This is a genomic window from Sulfurospirillum arcachonense DSM 9755 (assembly GCF_000597725.1).
Taxonomy (GTDB): Bacteria; Campylobacterota; Campylobacteria; order Campylobacterales; family Sulfurospirillaceae; genus Sulfurospirillum_A; species Sulfurospirillum_A arcachonense.
The window spans coordinates 41,920-58,384 of sequence record NZ_JFBL01000003.1; the positions used below are offsets into that span (position 1 = coordinate 41,920).

The window sequence follows — 16,465 nt, forward strand, 5'->3', positions numbered from 1 at the left end:
CATGGCAAAAAAATCTATGATTGCAAAGGCTGCTAGAAAGCCTAAGTTTAGTGTTAGAGGATATTCAAGATGTCAAATTTGTGGGCGTCCTCACTCAGTTTACAGAGATTTTGGTGTATGTAGAGTTTGTCTTAGAAAAATGGCAAATGAAGGTCTGATTCCCGGACTTAAAAAAGCAAGCTGGTAAGGAAAAATATAATGATTAATGATCTCTTAGCAGATGCACTAACAAGAATTAGAAATGCATCATTAAGAAAACTTGATGTAACACAGTTAATGCACTCAAAGCTTGTAGAAGCTGTAATGGGTGTATTTCAAGCAAAAGGTTACATTGAAAGTTTTAATGTTATTGAAGATGGCAATAAGAAATTTATTAAAGTTGCTCTTAAATATGACAAAAACGGAAGCAGTGTTATAACTGAAGTTAAAAAAATATCTAAGCCAGGACGCCGTGTTTATAAAGCTTCTGATGATATTAAAAAATTTAAAAATGGGTATGGTACTTTTGTAGTAAGTACTTCTCATGGTGTACTAAGCAACGACGATGCTCATAAAGCAAAAGTTGGTGGTGAAGTACTTTGTAGTATTTGGTAAAATACTAACTTTTATGGTATTCGATAACCATTCTAAAAAGTAGTCTTATCGTAGACAAGTAAAAGGAAATAAATGTCACGTATTGGAAAGCAACCAGTAACTGTCCCAGCTGATCTTAATGTATCAGTTGATGGAGCTGTAGTTGTATTTAAAAAAGGTAGTGCTTCAAAAGAATTGGACACTAAAGGCAATGTTGATGTAAAAGTAGACGGTGGTCAAATTATATTCTCTGCAAAGAGTGATGATAGACAAGACCGTGCATACTGGGGTACATATCGTGCTTTAGCTCAAAACATTATAGTAGGACTAACAACAGGTTTTCAAAAACAATTGGAAATCAATGGTGTTGGTTATAGAGCTGCAGTTAAAGGAAATGTTCTTGAATTGCAACTTGGTTTTTCACACCCAATTAACTATGAATTCCCTAAAGGTCTTCAAGTTACAGTTGAAAAAAACTTAATTACTATTAAAGGTGATGACAAGCAAGTTGTTGGTCAAGTTGCTGCTGAAGTTAGAAGTTTTAGACCACCTGAGCCTTACAAAGGTAAAGGTGTTAAATATGTTGAAGAACATATTATCCGCAAAGCCGGAAAAACTGCTAAGAAATAGGGGTAGCATATGAGAGCAAATTTATTAAAAAGAAAACTTGCGCTTAGAATTAAGCGTAAGAAAAGAGTTAGAGCAGATATCTTCGGTACAGTTGAACGTCCTAGAATTTCTATTTTTAAATCAAATAGATATGTTTATGTACAAGCAATTGATGATGTTAATAATGTTACATTGGTAAGTGCAGATGGTGCTAAATTAGGTTTAAAAGCAAGTAAGGCTGGAGCAATTGAACTTGCAAAAGTTTTTGCTGAGTCTCTGAAAGAAAAGAAGTTAACAACAGTTGTATATGATAGAAATGGATATCTTTATCATGGTGTTATTGCTGCTTTTGCAGAAGGCTTAAGAGAAAACGGCATTACGCTGTAATATAAGGAAAGACGATTCAATGGAAAAGTATAATAGAGAAGAATTTGAAGAAGTCATCGTTAACATCGGCCGTGTAACAAAAGTTGTTAAGGGTGGTAGACGTTTTAGATTTACAGCACTAGTAGTTGTTGGAAATAAAGATGGTTTAGTAGGCTTCGGTTTTGGTAAAGCTAAAGAAGTTCCTGATGCGATTAAAAAAGCAGTAGATGACGCTTTTAAAAGTATTATAAAAGTTAATACTAAAGGTTCAACAATTGCTCATGATATCGAAGTAAAATACAACGCAAGTAGAGTTTTACTTAGACCAGCAAGTGAAGGTACTGGTGTTATTGCTGGTGGAGCAACACGTCCTGTTGTTGAGCTTGCAGGTATTAAAGATATTTTGACAAAGTCACTAGGATCAAACAACGCGGCTAACGTGGTAAGAGCAACAATGAAAGCTCTTAGCATGCTTAAAGCTTAAGAAGGATTTATAATGGCATTAAATAATCTAACTCCTGCTGATGGTTCAACTCACTCAAGAAAGAGAGTTGGCCGTGGTCAAGGAAGTGGTATGGGTAAAACAGCGAGTCGTGGTTGTAATGGTCAAAAGTCTCGTTCAGGTTACAAAATAAAAAGAGGATTTGAAGGTGGACAACAACCACTACAAAGAAGACTTCCAAAAGTTGGATTTGTTTCTCGTGTAACTAAACCATATACTATAAATGTAGAAAGAGTAAAAGCAGTTGCTGAACTTGCTGAAATCACTATGGATTCAATCAGAAGTGTTCACAAGATAGCTGGAAGTGTTAGTAAAGTAAAACTTATCGGTGCAGGTGCAAAAGAACTTGCTGCTAAAATTAAAGACGATAATATAACTTTTACTGGTAAATAAAATGAGTAATGATCTTACTAAAAAGATTTTAATTACTTTAGGGTTTATTTTTGCGTACAGGATACTGGCTTATGTGCCAGTGCCTGGCGTAAATCTTGCTGTAATTAAAGAATTTTTCGATTCAAATAGCTCAAATGCATTAGGTATGTTTAATATGTTCAGTGGTAACGCTGCACAAAGATTAAGTATAATTTCATTAGGAATTATGCCATATATTACTGCATCAATCGTTATGGAACTTCTCGCTGCTACATTCCCTGCTTTTGGTAAAATGAAAAAAGAGCGTGATGGGATGGTTAAATATATGCAAATCATTCGTTATGCAACTATCGGTATTACTATTATTCAAGCAATTGGTGTTTCAGTTGGTTTGCAAAGTATGACTGGACGTGCAGGTGAGAGTGCTATCATGATTGATATGACTACATTTACTGCAATTGCAGCTGCTTCAATGCTAACAGGGACTATGCTTCTTATGTGGATTGGTGAGCAGATTACGCAACGTGGTATTGGTAATGGTATCAGTTTAATTATTTTTGCAGGTATTGTTTCAGGTATCCCTTCAGCAATAGGAGGTACAATTAATCTAGTAAATACTGGAGAATTGAATTTCTTAGTTGTTATAGGAATTTTACTTGTTATATTAGCTACAGTTGGTTCAATTATTTATGTGGAAATGGGTGAACGTCGTGTTCCTATCTCATATTCTAGAAAAGTAATTATGCAAAACCAACATAAAAGAATTATGAATTATGTACCTATTAAAGTAAATCTTAGTGGGGTAATTCCTCCAATTTTTGCAAGTGCAATTTTGATGTTTCCATCAACTATTATGCAAGCAAGTACTAATCCAATTATTCAAAAAATCAATGATTTTTTAAGTCCTAATAGTTATGCATTTAATGTATTAACTTTTATATTTGTTATATTTTTCGCATATTTTTACGCATCAATTGTGTTTAATGCAAAAGATATTTCAGAAAACTTAAAAAAGCAAGGTGGCTTTATTCCTGGTGTTCGTCCAGGCGAGAGTACGGCTCTTTTTCTTAATGAAGTTGCAAGTAGATTGACTTTTTGGGGTTCTATATATCTTGGTCTTATTTCAACACTTCCATGGGTTTTAGTAAAAACTATGGGTGTTCCATTCTTTTTTGGAGGAACAGCAGTGTTAATTGTTGTACAAGTTGCTCTTGATACAATGAGAAAAATTGAGGCTCAAATGTACATGAATAAATATGAAACATTGAGTGCAGTAGGTCTTTAATGGCAATAGCTATTAGAAAACCACAAGATATTGAGTGCTTAAGAATATCTAATAAAATGGTGGCTCAAACTTTAGAGCTACTTTCTCAAAATGCTCGCCCAGGTATGACTCTTTTAGAGTTAAATGAAATGGGTGAGGAATTTATAAGAGCAAATGGTGGAAGACCAGCCTTTAAGGGGTTATATGGTTTTCCAGCAGGTGTTTGTACCTCTGTAAACGAAGTAATCATTCATGGAATACCTAATAATTATACATTAAAAGATGGGGACATTGTAGGTTTTGATATTGGTGTTGAAAAGAACGGATGGTATGGAGATGCAGCTGTTAGTGTAGGAATTGGTGAAATTTCAAAAGAAAATCAAGATTTAATTGATTGTTCACGAGATACACTTTATCACGCAATAGAAAATATAAAAGTAGGTATGAGATTTAAAGAACTTAGCCTAGTTTTAGAAGAATTTATTCACTCGCGTGGATTTGTTCCTTTAAGAAGTTTTTGTGGACATGGAATAGGCAGAAAACCTCATGAAGAACCTGAAATACCAAATTACTTAGAAGGTCCTAATGCAAAACAGGGTCCAAAAATAAAAAATGGTATGGTTTTTTGTTTAGAACCTATGATTTGTCAAAAAAGTGGAACAGCTAAAATTTTAGAAGATAAATGGTCAGTAGTCTCAGAAGATGGTTTGTTTGGTAGTCATTATGAGCATACTGTAGCAATTGTAAATAATAGAGCCGAAATTTTGTCGGCAGTATAGGGAGGAAAAATGGCAAAAGATGATGTTATTGAAGTAGATGGTAAAGTATTAGAAGCATTACCAAATGCAACATTTAAAGTAGAAGTTCAAAATGGGCATGTAGTTTTATGTCATATTGCAGGTAAAATGAGAATGCATTATATAAAAATAATGCCAGGTGATACTGTAAAGGTGGAATTAACACCTTATAGTTTAGATAAAGGACGTATAACTTATAGATATAAGTAAACTATTAGTTTATTTTCTGTATAATATGCCCCTTTTGTAAAGCTGTGTGAAGAATACTTGGAAAAATCACCACTGTTTTTCCAAATATTGGTATAACCTTAGTTCGTTATACCTGTGACAGTTTACGAATTTTAGTGGAAAAAACGACTCAGGAGAGATCATGAAAGTACGACCTTCTGTAAAGAAGATGTGCGATAAGTGCAAAGTGGTTAAACGTAAAGGTATCGTTAGAATCATTTGTTCAAATCCAAAACACAAACAGAGACAAGGATAAGCATGGCAAGAATTGCAGGTGTAGACCTTCCTAAGAAGAAGAGAATAGAGTATGGTTTAACTTATATCTATGGTATTGGTTTAACTACTTCTAGAGCAATCTTAAATGCTGTGGGAATTTCTTTTGATAAAAGAGTTCACGAGCTAACTGAATCAGATGTTGCATCGATTCGTAATGAGATTCAAGAGAAATATTCTGTTGAAGGTGATTTAAGAAAGAAAGTTACATTAGATATTAAAGCTCTAATGGACATGGGTAGCTACAGAGGGTTAAGACACAGACGTGGTCTTCCTGTACGTGGTCAAAAAACAAAAACTAATGCGCGCACGAGAAAAGGTAAGAAAAAAACCGTCGGCGCAAAAGCATAATTACTCAGAGGGACAATTAAATGGCAAAAAGAAGAGTAGTACGTAAAAAAGTTGCAAAAAAGAATATCGCTAAAGGTATAGTATATATTTCTGCAACATTTAACAATACTGTCGTAACTGTTACTGATGAAATGGGTAATGTTATAGCATGGAGTAGTGCAGGTAGTTTAAGTTTTAAAGGTAGCAAAAAATCAACTCCTTATGCAGCGCAGCAAGCAGTTGAAGATGCACTTAATAAAGCAAAAGAACATGGTATCAAAGAAGTTGGTATTAAAGTTCAAGGACCTGGCTCAGGACGTGAAACAGCTGTAAAATGTGTTGGTGCAATGGAAGGGATTAAAGTGACTTTTTTAAAGGACATTAGCCCACTGCCACATAATGGTTGTAGACCACCAAAGCGTAGAAGAGTTTAATTTTTTAACTTATAAAAGTTATTAATTACAATAAAACGAAATTATTTTTTTGGTTTATGCAATAGATTAGGAGAAAAGATGGCGAGATATAGAGGACCTGTCGAGAAACTTGAAAGAAGACTTGGCGTAAGTTTGGCCCTAAAGGGTGAGCGTCGCCTTGCTGGTAAAAGCGCATTGGATAAACGTCCATATGCACCAGGTCAACACGGTCAAAGAAGAACAAAAATTAGTGAATATGGACTTCAATTAAGAGAGAAGCAAAAAGCTAAGTTTATGTATGGAGTTTCTGAAAAACAATTTAGAAGATTGTTTAAAGAAGCAGCAAGAAGAGAAGGAAATACAGGTTCAAACCTTATCCTTCTTATAGAAAGACGTTTAGATAACGTTGTTTATAGAATGGGTTTTGCAACTACTAGAAGAAACGCAAGACAATTAACAACTCACGGACACGTTCTTGTAAATGGAAAGAAATTAGATATTCCTTCTTATCAAGTACGTCAAGGTGATAAAATTGAGATTTGTGAAAAAACTAAAAATAATCCTCAAGTTCAACGTTCAATTGAGTTAACAGCTCAAACTGGTATTGTTCCATGGGTTGATGTTGAAAAAGAGAAAGCAATGGGTGTGTTTACACGTATCCCTGAGCGTGAAGAAGTAGTTATCCCGGTTGAAGAGAGATTGATCGTCGAGCTATACTCTAAATAATAAGTGAGGTAGTATAAGTGAAAAAAATCAGTACAGCGGCACATATGCCAACAGAAATTGAAGTAGAAAATATTTCAAACAATAAAGCTCAGATAATAGCATATCCATTTGAAGCTGGTTTTGCTGTAACTCTAGCTCACCCATTAAGAAGATTATTACTTAGCAGCACAGTTGGATTTGCTCCAACTGCTGTTAAGATAGATGGTGTAACACATGAATTTGATAGTATGCGTGGTATGCTTGAAGATGTTGCTTTATTTATAATCAATCTTAAAAATATACGTTTTAAAATCAAAGGTGATGAAGAACGTGTAGAAGTGAATTATTCATTTGGTGGACCAAAAGAGATTTATGGTAGTGACCTTTCTAATGAATTAATAGAAGTTGTTACACCTGAGGGTTATTTAGCGACTATTAATGAGGATGCAGAATTAAACTTTTCTTTAATTGTAGAGAAAGGTATAGGTTATGTTCCTAGTGAAACTATTAGAGATTTAGTTGATAGTGACTATATTGCTTTGGATGCTTTTTTTACACCAGTAAAAAAAGCTTTATACGATATTGAAAATATTCTTGTAGAAGATAATCCAAACTTTGAAAAAGTTATTTTTACTATAGAAACAGATGGATTAATTTCTCCAATTGAAGCTTTTAAAGATTCTTTGGAAGCAATGTATACTCAAATGTCAGTATTTAACGGTGTTTTAGATATAGATATCGCTCCAAAAGAAGAGAGCGCTAGTGATAATGTTGAATTAAACAAATTATTACAAAGTGTTGAGGAATTAAATTTAAGTGCAAGAAGTTTCAATTGCCTAGACAGAGCAGAAGTGAGATTTGTGGGTGAATTAGCATTAATGAGTGAATTAGAGCTTAAAAATCTTAAAAATCTTGGCAAAAAATCTCTTGAAGAGATTAATGCTGTCATGGAAGAGATTGGATTCCCAGTTGGATCTGATTTTTCAGATGATACTATTGACGTACTTAAGAAAAAAATTGCAGATTTAAAATCTGAAGAGAATGAGGGTTAATAATGAGACATAAGCATGGATATAGAAAGCTTGGCCGTACTTCATCACATAGAAGTGCTCTTTTAAAGAATATGGCTATAGCGATTATTAAAAGTGAAAAAATAGAGACTACTCTTCCAAAAGCTAAAGAGCTTAGAGGATATGTAGAAAAATTAATTACTAAAGCAAGTACAGGTGATTTTAATGCTCATAGAGTAGTTTTTGCAGCACTTCAAGATAAAGAGTGTACTAAAAAATTAGTTGATGAAATTGCACCTAAATATGCTGATAGAAATGGTGGTTATACAAGAATCATCAAAACTCGTATCAGAAGAGGCGATGCTGCTCCTATGGCTTTCATAGAGTTAGTATAATTCTTCTTTTTTGGAGACCTTTTGGTCTCCAACTTCTTTTTAAAATATAAACTTTCTTTCATAATTCAGTCGCATATAAGCGAATATATTGTTAAATAGCTATCAGATAAAAATGATGATAATGGAGATATAATGATACCCTTTTCAGATGAGGAATTACTTCCTGCTGTTGAAAAATCTTTAGAAAAAGTAAAGCCTATGTTAGCACTTGATGGTGGTGGGATGACTTTATTAGCTATTAAAGGTGGAAAAGTATTTATACAACTTCAAGGAGCTTGTGTTGGTTGTGCTTCAAGTGGTCAGACATTAAAGTACGGAGTAGAAAGACAATTAAGAATTGATATTCATCCTGAATTAGAAGTTATAAATATTGCTCCAGGTATGGAAGATACAATAGAAAAGTATGAGTAAAGGTTTATAATTTGGCAAATAAATTTATAAAAAGAGCAATTGAAAGTTTTTATCAGAAAAATTTTAAAAGTTCTCTTTTAAATTTTTCTTTAGCATTAGAAGAATTACCAAATTCTTCAGAGGCTAGAATTGGTGCAATTCTCTCTGATTTGGCTATGGAAAAAGAGGATGAGGCAGTAGCTCTTTTTGAGTACTATTTGTTAAGTAAAGATAGCGGCATAAAAAATATCGAAGCAACTGTAGAAGAAATTATTGATTCTGTTGATTTATCTTTAGAGAGTTTAGAGGCTCTTTTTTTAGAAGATGAAATTGAAGATAAAATTAATGAAGAAAATGGAATAGCTTATGAAGATTTTAAAATTTTTATTGAAAACAAAAGTAGTTTTAAAGAAGCTTTTGAAGATATAATGTTTTCTACAAAAGTTATCATTCATAAAAAAGATGATTTTATTGATTTTTTAGAACAACTTATAGATAATGGTTTTAAAGATATTTCACTTAATTATTTCGAGAGTGCAGTTCAAATGTATCCTAATGATGAAAGACTTCTTTCTTTAGTAAAAAAAGTAGAAAATTGATAATTGAAGTAGAAAATTTTGCTCCTTATAATGCAATTACAGATGATTCAACACAGTGTAATGAAAATATAGCATTTGTATTAACTCATCAAAATCAAAAATATTTAGATGATGTTAAAAATAAACCTACATGTAAAATAATAACTCCAAAAGATTGTCTAGACATATTGGGAATAAAATCAAATATAAAAATTATAGGTATAACTGGAACAAATGGTAAAACTACAACAGCGGCGGCTATTTATTCTATACTTTTGGATTTAAATAAAAAAGTAGCTATGCAAGGAACTCGTGGGTGTTTTATTAATGATAAAAAATGTGATGAGAAAAGTTTAACTACACCTCCTATTTTACAGACAATGAAGAATATAAAAAATGCAATTGATGAAGGTTGTGAATATTTTGTCATGGAAGTTAGTTCTCATGCAATTGAGCAAAAACGCATTGAAGGTTTAGAATTTGCATTAAAAGTATTTACAAATGTTACTCAAGATCATTTGGATTATCATGGTAGTTTGGATGCTTATATAGCTGTTAAAAGTAGTTTTTTTGAAGATGAAACTCCAAAACTTATAAATAAAGATGATGGTAAAATAAGATTTAATAGAAAAAATTGTATGACTTATGGGGCTGATAATCCTGCAACATATAAAGTAGCAGCTTATTCACTTAAAAATGGAGTGAGTGCTGTTTTACAGAAATTTGATAAAATGCAAGATTTTCACTCATCTATCCATGGGTTTTTTAATTTGTATAATTTAGTTGCAGCAATTGGTGCTATTGATATGCTAGAAGTTGCCTCATTAGATAAAATTTGTGCAGTTATAGATAACTTTGGTGGCGTAGAAGGGCGTATGGAAGTAGTAAGTGAAAATCCTCTTGTTATTGTTGATTTTGCACACACTCCAGATGGCATGGATAAAGTTCTTGATTCACTTAAAGAAAAAGAGATGATTGTTGTTTTTGGAGCAGGTGGGGATAGAGATAAAAGTAAAAGACCTAAAATGGGAAATATAGCAGCAAGATATGGTAAAAAAGTTATTGTCACAAGTGATAATCCAAGAAGTGAAGATCCTAAATTAATTATAGAAGATATTCTAACAGGAATAAAATCATGTAAATCTTTACATGTAGAAGTCGATAGAAAAAAAGCTATAGAGTACGCTTTGAGTGTAAGAGAAAATGATGAAATAATAGTTATCTTAGGTAAAGGTGATGAGACTTATCAAGAGATAAAAGGAGAAAAATTTCCTTTTGATGATAGAAAAATAGTGAAAAAAATAGTATCTTAACTTATTTTTTTCAGCTAAATTCTATATCTTTTTGATACAATCAGGCAAAAATTGTATTAAAGGTAAATTATGGGTATTCCTCAACCAGCATTTTATATATTTAAGTGTGAACAAAGTTCACCTCCAGGTATGCCAAAACCAAGTTGTGTCAATGAAATAACACGTGAATTGTATCAATATATGTCAAATAAACTCATGGTTTTAGGTATAACAACAACAGTGCATCCAATAAGAACAGCTTGCTTAAATCGCTGTCAAATGGGACCAGTTATGCTAGTAGAGCCAGGACATCACATGTACATTGGACTTACTAAGGAAAAAATTGATAAAATAATAGATGAACATATCATCAAGGGTATTCCAGTGCAAGAGTATATTATTCCAGAGGAGTTTTGGGATAAAGCAATTAGCCCAGCTAAGATGATGGAAATGGAACAAAGGGTATAAAAAAATGACATTTGATATGTTGTATAGTAAAATACATAGAGCATCTGTTACAGATGCAAATCTTAACTATGTAGGATCAATTACAATTGATGAAGAGTTAATGGAAGCATCAAATCTGATTGTTGGTCAAAAAGTAGAAATTGTAAATATAAATAATGGGGAAAGATTTAGTACCTATGTTATAAAAGGTGAACGTGGTAAACGTGATATTTGTTTAAATGGTGCAGCTGCGAGAAAAGCAGAGATAGGTGATAGAATAATTATTATAGCCTATGCTTCAATGAATGAAGAAGAACGAGCAAAGTTTAAACCGTATGTGGTTTTAGTAGATGAGAATAATAATATAAATGAAATAAGAGACTTTATTTAATGTTTGATAATATGGATTTTTCAAAAATGGGAGAGATGTTAAAAGTAGCACAAGAAAATGCCCAAAAAATGCAAGAAGAAGCAAAAAACAAAGAGTACACTTCCAAAAGTGGTGGTGGACTTATCAGTGTTAGTATTAGTGGAGAGGGCGAAATAAACGATATAAGTATAGATGACTCTCTTTTAAGTGACAAAGAATCACTACAAATCCTTCTTATAAGCGCTACAAATGATGCAATTAAAATGGTAGAAGATAGCAAAAAACAAGCAGCAGCACAAATGCTTTCAGGCATGGGAGGCTTCGGCGCTAAAGGATAATGATGATGATACGGTTGGTTATTTCTTTTTTTATATTTTTTCAGGTTGCAAATTCTGCAAGTTTTACTTACCCTGATTTTAGTCAGTGTTACAAAATAAATACAAAGTCTTTTGTTTATTTTGGAGATACAAGAGCAATAGCAGTTACAAAACATTTAGCTGTTGCATATTCACAAAAAAAACCTACAGTAAACTTTGTGAAGTTTGATCCTTTTTTAAATCTTTATCTTTTTTCTTCTAAAAAAACTTTAAAACCAGTAAGATTAAAAAGTACTCATTTGCTTAAATTAGGCGAATGGATAGCAGGTATGGACGACACTTCTTTGTATGCTGGTAACTTTGCAAAAAGTGGAGACTTATTGGATAGTTTTTATTTACAAAATGCTCAGTTAGAAGAGAACAGCATTATCTCTTGCTTATGTTGTGAAGTGTATGGTTTAGGTATAGGGGCTGGGTCGTTTATAGGAAGTGAATATATAAAAAGATTTATAAATTCTAAAGAGATTTATTATGGTGATATTGGTGTCAGATTTGAGAAACAAGCAAAAAGTTTTGTTGTAAAAAATATTGATCCATTTTTTAAAAATCAGATGTTTCAAAGTGGTGATAAAATTTTAAAAATTAATGGTAAAAAAGTTTCTTCTTTGAAACAGTTAAATCAAACTGTACTTTTTGCAAAACCAAAAAGTACTATAAAAATAGAATTTTTAAGACAAAATAAAATATATAAAAATAGCATAACAGTTGCATCAAGAATGGGTGGTGGATATTTGAGTGACTCATTTTTAGAAAGAAAAGGCGTATTTTTTGATAAAGATATGAAAATAAATAAAATTAATGAAAAAAGTTTTGGTATGATAAATGGGTTAAAAATAGGTGATAAGCTTATACAAATAGACCATCACAAAATAAAAAGTTCAAATGATTTAAAAATGTATTTGTCAAAAACAAAACAAAAGACAGTACAACTTCTTTTTGATAGAAAAGATTTTCAATTTTTTGTAAAACTAGGGCTTTAATTTGTTAAAAGATTTTGAAATTTTTTTAAAAGAAAATTTACCGAGTGTGGAAAGTTTTCACCCTGATTTTAATAATGCCTTAGGTGAAATGTTAGATGCTGGAGGAAAAAGGTTTCGCCCACTTTTACTTTTAAGTGTAGTAAATAGTTCAAGCCCTCTTTTAGTCAAAAATGCGATGCATATTGCTTTAGCATTAGAAATGCTTCATACATATTCTTTGATACACGATGATTTACCAGCTATGGATAATGCTGAGCTTCGCCGTGGACATCCAACTTTACATGTAAGTTATGATGAAGTGACGGCTATCTTAGTTGGGGATGCTTTAAATACTCATGCATTTTATATGATAGCAAATGCTCCATTGAGTGATGAAGTAAAGGTAAGATTGATATCTGTTTTAGCAAGAGATGGTGGCATAAGTGGCATGATAATAGGTCAGGCAATTGATTGTAAATTTGAAGATAAAAAGATTACTTTAGATGAGTTAAAGTTCTTACATGTAAACAAAACAGCTAAACTCATAGCAGCATCACTTTTAATGGGTGCTATTATTGCTGGATTGAGTAGAGAAGAAGAAAAAAGTATTTATGAATTTGGACTAAAGCTTGGACTTTTATTTCAAGTTCAAGACGATATTATAGATGCAACACTCACAAGTGATGAAGCAGGCAAACCAACAGGAAATGACGGGCATAAAAACTCTTTTGTAAATTTACTCGGAGTAGAGGGTGCAAATAAAGAGAAGAGTAGACTTTTAACAGAGTTAGAAGATGAAACAAAAAAGCTAGATACTAATTTAGCCAAAACACTACAAAAAATTATAAGTGATTATTTTAAAGGATAAATGGAATGGAAGATAAGTTAATGTTACAAAAGCAAGCTGATACTATTAGATTTTTATGTGCTGATATGGTACAACAAGCAAATAGTGGGCATCCGGGTGCTCCTATGGGTCTTGCAGATATTGTTACAGTTTTAAGTAGACACATCAAGCATAATCCAAAAGATACAAAATGGTTAAATAGAGATAGATTAGTTTTTTCTGGAGGACATGCTTCATCTTTAGTATATTCTTTTTTACACTTAAGCGGATATGATGTAAGTTTAGAAGATTTAAAAGAGTTTAGACAATTAGGTAGTAAAACTCCAGGACATCCTGAATATGGAGATGTTCCAGGTGTTGAAGTTACAACAGGTCCTTTAGGTCAAGGAATTACAAATGCTGTAGGTTTTGCAATGGCTGCAAAATATGCAGGAAATATTTTAAATAGTGATAAAGCCAGTGTAATTGATCATAAAGTATACTGTTTATGTGGTGATGGAGATTTACAAGAAGGAATTAGTTATGAATCTTGTTCTTTAGCAGGTCATTTAGGACTTGATAATCTTGTAGTGATTTATGATTCAAATGAAATTACAATTGAAGGTAGTACAGATATAGCTTGGAGTGAAAACGTTAAGCTAAGATTTGAAGCACAAGGTTGGCAAGTAGCACGTATTGATGGTCATAATTTTGATGAGATAAATGAAGTATTAGAAAATTCAAAAAGCCAAAGTAAACCTCTTATGATTATTGCTGATACTACTATTGCTAAGGGTGCTTGTGAAATGGAAGGAAGCCATCATTCTCATGGAGCTCCTTTAGGTGACGAAGAGATTGCAAACTCTAAGAAAAAAGCTGGATTTGATCCCCAAAAGAAATTTTTCATACCTGAAGATGTTAAAGCAAGATTTGAATGTGCTATAGAAAAAGGTGATTTAGCACAATCTGAGTGGAATAAAGTAATCAAAAATGAGTTAAGTGAAGAACAAAGTACTCTTTTAGCCGGGCTTTTAAATCCAGATACTGCAAAAATAGAGTGGCCAACATATGAAGCAGAAACGGGAGTTGCTACTCGTGATAGTAATGGACAAATTTTAAATGCAGTTGCTAAGGCATTACCTGGTTTCATGGGTGGAAGTGCCGATCTTGGTCCTTCAAATAAGAGTGAACTAAAAGGCATGGGTGATTTCCCACATGGCAGAAACATTCACTTTGGTATTCGTGAACATTCAATGGCAGCTATTACAAACTCTTTTGCTCTTTATGGTCTGTTTATTCCTTATAGTGCAACATTTTTTATCTTTAGTGATTATTTAAAACCAGCAGCAAGATTAAGTGCATTGATGAGCTTGAAAAACTTTTATGTCTGGACTCACGATAGTATTGGTGTAGGTGAAGATGGACCAACACATCAACCAATTGAGCAATTAAGTCAATACAGAGCAATGCCAAACTTTTATACATACCGTCCAGCAGATGCAAGTGAAAATGTAAAATCATGGCAAAAAGCATTGAGTATGAATGCACCAGCTTCATTTGTTTGTTCTCGTCAAAAACTTACAGTTTTAAAAGATGACAGAGCTATAGGTGATGTTGAAAATGGTGGTTATCTTCTTACAAAAAGAGAGGGAGCTACTTTAACTTTAATGGCAAGTGGTAGTGAAGTATATCTTGTACTTAAAACAGCTTGTGCCTTAGAAAAAATGGGTATTAAAGCAAATGTAGTAAGTGTACCTTGTTTTGATTTACTAATTGAACAAGATAAAGCATATATAGACTCTATCATTGACCCAGCTACAAAAGTTCTTGCAGTTGAAGCAGGAGCAGGAACTGAGTGGTATAGATTTGCTGATGAAGTGATATGTATGACTCGTTTTGGAGCTTCAAGTCCAGCTGATAAACTATTTATCAAGTTTGGATTTACAGAAGAAAATATAGCAAAAAAAGCGTGTGAGTTAGTTGGAGTTCCTTATAACGAAATAAGTAGTTGTAAATAAATGTATAAAGCAGTAATCTTTGATTTAGATGGTACTTTACTTGATACTTTAAAAGATATTGCAATAAGCAGTAATTACGTACTCGAACAGTATGGTAAAAGTCCTCTTCCTATAGAGGACTTTAAATTACTTGTAGGAAAAGGTGCCTCTCAACTTTTTATAGACCTTTTACCAGATTTATGTGCTGATGAACATAAAAAAGCAAGAGCTTTATTTGAAGAACACTACGCAAAGCAGTTTGATAAAAATACAAAAATGTATGATGATATCAATAAATTATTAACCTTTTTTCAAGTAAGAGGTTATAAAATGGCAGTTTTATCAAACAAACCTAACTCTTTTACAAAAAAATGTGTACTTAAATATCTCAGACGTTGGCATTTTGATGCAGTTTATGGCATACGAGAAGGGATTCCGAGAAAACCTGATAGTGCTGGTGCGGATGAGATATTACAAGAGTTAAATATTGATGCAAATGAGTGTCTATTTGTAGGAGATACAAAGACAGATATGCAAACAGCAGTAAATGCAAATCTTACTCCTATAGGTGTTTTATGGGGATTTAGAGAAAAAAAAGAGTTACTTGAACATGGTGCAAAATTTATTGTACAAAAGCCAAGTGAACTTATAAAATTAGTAGTGACAATGGAAATATTGGAGAGAGATAGATGTCAAAAGTAGCAATAGTAACAGCAGCAAGTATGGGTATGGGTAAAGCTTGTGCAATTGAGTTGATAAATAGTGGATATAAAGTTATCATCATGTCACGTGGTGAAGAAATACTCAATGTTGCAAAAGAGATAGGCGCTGATGCTATGCAAGGAAGTATTACATGTAAAGAAGATATCGTTTCTTTAGTAAAACTTGCAATGAATCAATACGGAAGAATAGATGCTGTTGTAAATAACGCTGGTTATATTCCTAAAGGCGATTTTTTTGAACTTAGTGACGAGAATTGGCATGAAGGTTTAGATATTGTTATAGGAAGTGTAAACACTATGTTAAAGCTAGTAACTCCTATCTTCCAATCACAAGGTGGTGGTAGTGTCGTTAATATTTCTACGTATGCTGCTTATGAGCCTAGTCCAGTTTTCCCAATCTCTGCTTGTTTAAGAGCAGCACTTGGTAGTTACATTAAACTTTACGCTGATAAGTATGCAAAAGATAATATTCGTATAAACAATGTTCTTCCAGGATTTGTAGACTCTAAACCAGTAAATGAAAAGTTTTTAAAAGATATTCCTATGGGAAGATATGGAAAAGTAGAAGAGATAGCAAAAACAGTGAGATTTTTACTGAGTGAGGATGCAAGTTATACAACAGGCCAAAACATTAGAGTTGATGGTGGAATTACTCGTTCAGTATAGGGAA

At 32.6% G+C, this 16,465-nt stretch carries 26 protein-coding genes; all 26 read left to right on the forward strand.

The genetic code is table 11. From position 1 onward, the window contains the following. The first annotated feature begins 1 nt into the window (after position 1). The 26 genes from K354_RS0103235 (at position 2) to K354_RS0103360 (ending at position 16,461) form a co-directional block, all read left to right on the forward strand. The gene (locus tag K354_RS0103235; RefSeq protein WP_024954077.1) at positions 2 to 187 is read left to right on the forward strand and encodes a type Z 30S ribosomal protein S14; all 186 of its coding nucleotides are present in this window, start codon (positions 2 to 4) and stop codon (positions 185 to 187) included. Positions 188 to 198: 11 nt separating this feature from the next. Further along, positions 199 to 594, forward strand: a complete 396-nt coding sequence (gene rpsH / locus K354_RS0103240) for a 30S ribosomal protein S8 (protein ID WP_037940163.1) — start codon at positions 199 to 201, stop codon at positions 592 to 594. A 72-nt stretch (positions 595 to 666) separates the two neighbouring features. Further along, complete coding sequence (gene rplF, locus K354_RS0103245) at positions 667 to 1,203, forward strand: 50S ribosomal protein L6 (RefSeq protein WP_024954079.1); 537 nt, start codon at positions 667 to 669, stop codon at positions 1,201 to 1,203. 9 nt (positions 1,204 to 1,212) lie between these two features. Beyond that, positions 1,213 to 1,569, forward strand: coding sequence for a 50S ribosomal protein L18 (gene rplR / locus K354_RS0103250; RefSeq protein WP_024954080.1), 357 nt, complete (start codon positions 1,213 to 1,215; stop codon positions 1,567 to 1,569). 19 nt (positions 1,570 to 1,588) lie between these two features. After that, positions 1,589 to 2,032, forward strand: coding sequence for a 30S ribosomal protein S5 (gene rpsE, locus K354_RS0103255; protein WP_024954081.1), 444 nt, complete (start codon positions 1,589 to 1,591; stop codon positions 2,030 to 2,032). Between the two features lie 12 nt (positions 2,033 to 2,044). Beyond that, on the forward strand, positions 2,045 to 2,443 hold the full coding sequence (gene rplO, locus K354_RS0103260; protein ID WP_024954082.1) for a 50S ribosomal protein L15: 399 nt from the start codon (positions 2,045 to 2,047) through the stop codon (positions 2,441 to 2,443). Between the two features lies 1 nt (position 2,444). After that, on the forward strand, positions 2,445 to 3,707 hold the full coding sequence (gene secY, locus K354_RS0103265; protein ID WP_024954083.1) for a preprotein translocase subunit SecY: 1,263 nt from the start codon (positions 2,445 to 2,447) through the stop codon (positions 3,705 to 3,707). Beyond that, positions 3,707 to 4,465: a type I methionyl aminopeptidase gene (gene map / locus K354_RS0103270; RefSeq protein WP_024954084.1), complete on the forward strand. Its 759-nt coding sequence runs from the start codon at positions 3,707 to 3,709 to the stop codon at positions 4,463 to 4,465. Before secY ends, map begins: the two co-directional genes overlap by 1 nt. Positions 4,466 to 4,474: 9 nt before the next feature. Next, positions 4,475 to 4,693, forward strand: coding sequence for a translation initiation factor IF-1 (infA, locus tag K354_RS0103275; RefSeq protein WP_024954085.1), 219 nt, complete (start codon positions 4,475 to 4,477; stop codon positions 4,691 to 4,693). Positions 4,694 to 4,853: 160 nt separating this feature from the next. Then, positions 4,854 to 4,967, forward strand: a complete 114-nt coding sequence (gene rpmJ / locus K354_RS0103280; protein ID WP_024954086.1) for a 50S ribosomal protein L36 — start codon at positions 4,854 to 4,856, stop codon at positions 4,965 to 4,967. Between the two features lie 2 nt (positions 4,968 to 4,969). Further along, positions 4,970 to 5,335 (forward strand): 30S ribosomal protein S13, encoded by a 366-nt coding sequence (rpsM, locus tag K354_RS0103285; RefSeq protein WP_024954087.1) that lies wholly within the window; start codon positions 4,970 to 4,972, stop codon positions 5,333 to 5,335. A 20-nt stretch (positions 5,336 to 5,355) separates the two neighbouring features. Beyond that, positions 5,356 to 5,748, forward strand: coding sequence for a 30S ribosomal protein S11 (gene rpsK, locus K354_RS0103290; RefSeq protein WP_024954088.1), 393 nt, complete (start codon positions 5,356 to 5,358; stop codon positions 5,746 to 5,748). A gap of 78 nt (positions 5,749 to 5,826) precedes the next feature. Then, on the forward strand, positions 5,827 to 6,453 hold the full coding sequence (gene rpsD, locus K354_RS0103295; RefSeq protein ID WP_024954089.1) for a 30S ribosomal protein S4: 627 nt from the start codon (positions 5,827 to 5,829) through the stop codon (positions 6,451 to 6,453). Positions 6,454 to 6,470: 17 nt separating this feature from the next. Then, positions 6,471 to 7,484 (forward strand): DNA-directed RNA polymerase subunit alpha, encoded by a 1,014-nt coding sequence (locus tag K354_RS0103300; protein ID WP_024954090.1) that lies wholly within the window; start codon positions 6,471 to 6,473, stop codon positions 7,482 to 7,484. Positions 7,485 to 7,486: 2 nt separating this feature from the next. Next, positions 7,487 to 7,837: a 50S ribosomal protein L17 gene (gene rplQ / locus K354_RS0103305; protein WP_024954091.1), complete on the forward strand. Its 351-nt coding sequence runs from the start codon at positions 7,487 to 7,489 to the stop codon at positions 7,835 to 7,837. A 132-nt stretch (positions 7,838 to 7,969) separates the two neighbouring features. After that, complete coding sequence (locus K354_RS0103310; protein ID WP_024954092.1) at positions 7,970 to 8,248, forward strand: NifU family protein; 279 nt, start codon at positions 7,970 to 7,972, stop codon at positions 8,246 to 8,248. Between the two features lie 11 nt (positions 8,249 to 8,259). Beyond that, positions 8,260 to 8,826 (forward strand): hypothetical protein, encoded by a 567-nt coding sequence (locus K354_RS0103315; protein WP_024954093.1) that lies wholly within the window; start codon positions 8,260 to 8,262, stop codon positions 8,824 to 8,826. Further along, positions 8,823 to 10,118 (forward strand): UDP-N-acetylmuramoyl-L-alanyl-D-glutamate--2,6-diaminopimelate ligase, encoded by a 1,296-nt coding sequence (locus K354_RS0103320; RefSeq protein WP_024954094.1) that lies wholly within the window; start codon positions 8,823 to 8,825, stop codon positions 10,116 to 10,118. The genes K354_RS0103315 and K354_RS0103320 overlap by 4 nt, the downstream gene beginning before the upstream one ends. 69 nt (positions 10,119 to 10,187) lie before the next feature. After that, a complete protein-coding gene (locus K354_RS0103325) occupies positions 10,188 to 10,565 on the forward strand; it encodes a (2Fe-2S) ferredoxin domain-containing protein (RefSeq protein WP_024954095.1) in 378 nt (125 codons plus the stop codon). A 4-nt stretch (positions 10,566 to 10,569) separates the two neighbouring features. Beyond that, the gene (panD, locus tag K354_RS0103330) at positions 10,570 to 10,935 is read left to right on the forward strand and encodes an aspartate 1-decarboxylase (protein ID WP_024954096.1); all 366 of its coding nucleotides are present in this window, start codon (positions 10,570 to 10,572) and stop codon (positions 10,933 to 10,935) included. Then, complete coding sequence (locus tag K354_RS0103335) at positions 10,935 to 11,252, forward strand: YbaB/EbfC family nucleoid-associated protein (RefSeq protein WP_024954097.1); 318 nt, start codon at positions 10,935 to 10,937, stop codon at positions 11,250 to 11,252. Before panD ends, K354_RS0103335 begins: the two co-directional genes overlap by 1 nt. Before the next feature lie 2 nt (positions 11,253 to 11,254). Continuing rightward, entirely contained in the window at positions 11,255 to 12,271 is a 1,017-nt protein-coding gene (locus tag K354_RS0103340) for a DUF7488 domain-containing protein (protein ID WP_024954098.1), read from the forward strand. A gap of 1 nt (position 12,272) precedes the next feature. Continuing rightward, positions 12,273 to 13,118, forward strand: a complete 846-nt coding sequence (locus tag K354_RS0103345; protein WP_024954099.1) for a polyprenyl synthetase family protein — start codon at positions 12,273 to 12,275, stop codon at positions 13,116 to 13,118. A 20-nt stretch (positions 13,119 to 13,138) separates the two neighbouring features. Continuing rightward, positions 13,139 to 15,094 (forward strand): transketolase, encoded by a 1,956-nt coding sequence (tkt, locus tag K354_RS0103350; RefSeq protein WP_024954100.1) that lies wholly within the window; start codon positions 13,139 to 13,141, stop codon positions 15,092 to 15,094. Beyond that, positions 15,095 to 15,775 (forward strand): HAD family hydrolase, encoded by a 681-nt coding sequence (locus K354_RS0103355; protein ID WP_024954101.1) that lies wholly within the window; start codon positions 15,095 to 15,097, stop codon positions 15,773 to 15,775. After that, complete coding sequence (locus K354_RS0103360) at positions 15,763 to 16,461, forward strand: SDR family oxidoreductase (protein ID WP_024954102.1); 699 nt, start codon at positions 15,763 to 15,765, stop codon at positions 16,459 to 16,461. The genes K354_RS0103355 and K354_RS0103360 overlap by 13 nt, the downstream gene beginning before the upstream one ends. The last annotated feature ends 4 nt before the right edge of the window (positions 16,462 to 16,465 follow it).

Bases quoted from the DNA above. Each gene is read 5' to 3' on its own strand.
- K354_RS0103335 (WP_024954097.1), top strand. From the start codon at position 10,935: ATGTTTGATAATATGGATTTTTCAAAAATGGGAGAGATGTTAAAAGTA.
- panD (WP_024954096.1), top strand. From the start codon at position 10,570: ATGACATTTGATATGTTGTATAGTAAAATACATAGAGCATCTGTTACA.
- rplR (WP_024954080.1), top strand. From the start codon at position 1,213: ATGAGAGCAAATTTATTAAAAAGAAAACTTGCGCTTAGAATTAAGCGT.
- rpsH (WP_037940163.1), top strand. From the start codon at position 199: ATGATTAATGATCTCTTAGCAGATGCACTAACAAGAATTAGAAATGCA.
- K354_RS0103340 (WP_024954098.1), top strand. From the start codon at position 11,255: ATGATGATACGGTTGGTTATTTCTTTTTTTATATTTTTTCAGGTTGCA.
- rpsD (WP_024954089.1), top strand. From the start codon at position 5,827: ATGGCGAGATATAGAGGACCTGTCGAGAAACTTGAAAGAAGACTTGGC.
- rpmJ (WP_024954086.1), top strand. From the start codon at position 4,854: ATGAAAGTACGACCTTCTGTAAAGAAGATGTGCGATAAGTGCAAAGTG.
- K354_RS0103310 (WP_024954092.1), top strand. From the start codon at position 7,970: ATGATACCCTTTTCAGATGAGGAATTACTTCCTGCTGTTGAAAAATCT.
- map (WP_024954084.1), top strand. From the start codon at position 3,707: ATGGCAATAGCTATTAGAAAACCACAAGATATTGAGTGCTTAAGAATA.
- rpsE (WP_024954081.1), top strand. From the start codon at position 1,589: ATGGAAAAGTATAATAGAGAAGAATTTGAAGAAGTCATCGTTAACATC.
- rpsM (WP_024954087.1), top strand. From the start codon at position 4,970: ATGGCAAGAATTGCAGGTGTAGACCTTCCTAAGAAGAAGAGAATAGAG.
- K354_RS0103235 (WP_024954077.1), top strand. From the start codon at position 2: ATGGCAAAAAAATCTATGATTGCAAAGGCTGCTAGAAAGCCTAAGTTT.
- K354_RS0103325 (WP_024954095.1), top strand. From the start codon at position 10,188: ATGGGTATTCCTCAACCAGCATTTTATATATTTAAGTGTGAACAAAGT.
- infA (WP_024954085.1), top strand. From the start codon at position 4,475: ATGGCAAAAGATGATGTTATTGAAGTAGATGGTAAAGTATTAGAAGCA.
- K354_RS0103355 (WP_024954101.1), top strand. From the start codon at position 15,095: ATGTATAAAGCAGTAATCTTTGATTTAGATGGTACTTTACTTGATACT.
- secY (WP_024954083.1), top strand. From the start codon at position 2,445: ATGAGTAATGATCTTACTAAAAAGATTTTAATTACTTTAGGGTTTATT.
- rplQ (WP_024954091.1), top strand. From the start codon at position 7,487: ATGAGACATAAGCATGGATATAGAAAGCTTGGCCGTACTTCATCACAT.
- tkt (WP_024954100.1), top strand. From the start codon at position 13,139: ATGTTACAAAAGCAAGCTGATACTATTAGATTTTTATGTGCTGATATG.
- rplO (WP_024954082.1), top strand. From the start codon at position 2,045: ATGGCATTAAATAATCTAACTCCTGCTGATGGTTCAACTCACTCAAGA.
- rplF (WP_024954079.1), top strand. From the start codon at position 667: ATGTCACGTATTGGAAAGCAACCAGTAACTGTCCCAGCTGATCTTAAT.
- rpsK (WP_024954088.1), top strand. From the start codon at position 5,356: ATGGCAAAAAGAAGAGTAGTACGTAAAAAAGTTGCAAAAAAGAATATC.
- K354_RS0103360 (WP_024954102.1), top strand. From the start codon at position 15,763: ATGTCAAAAGTAGCAATAGTAACAGCAGCAAGTATGGGTATGGGTAAA.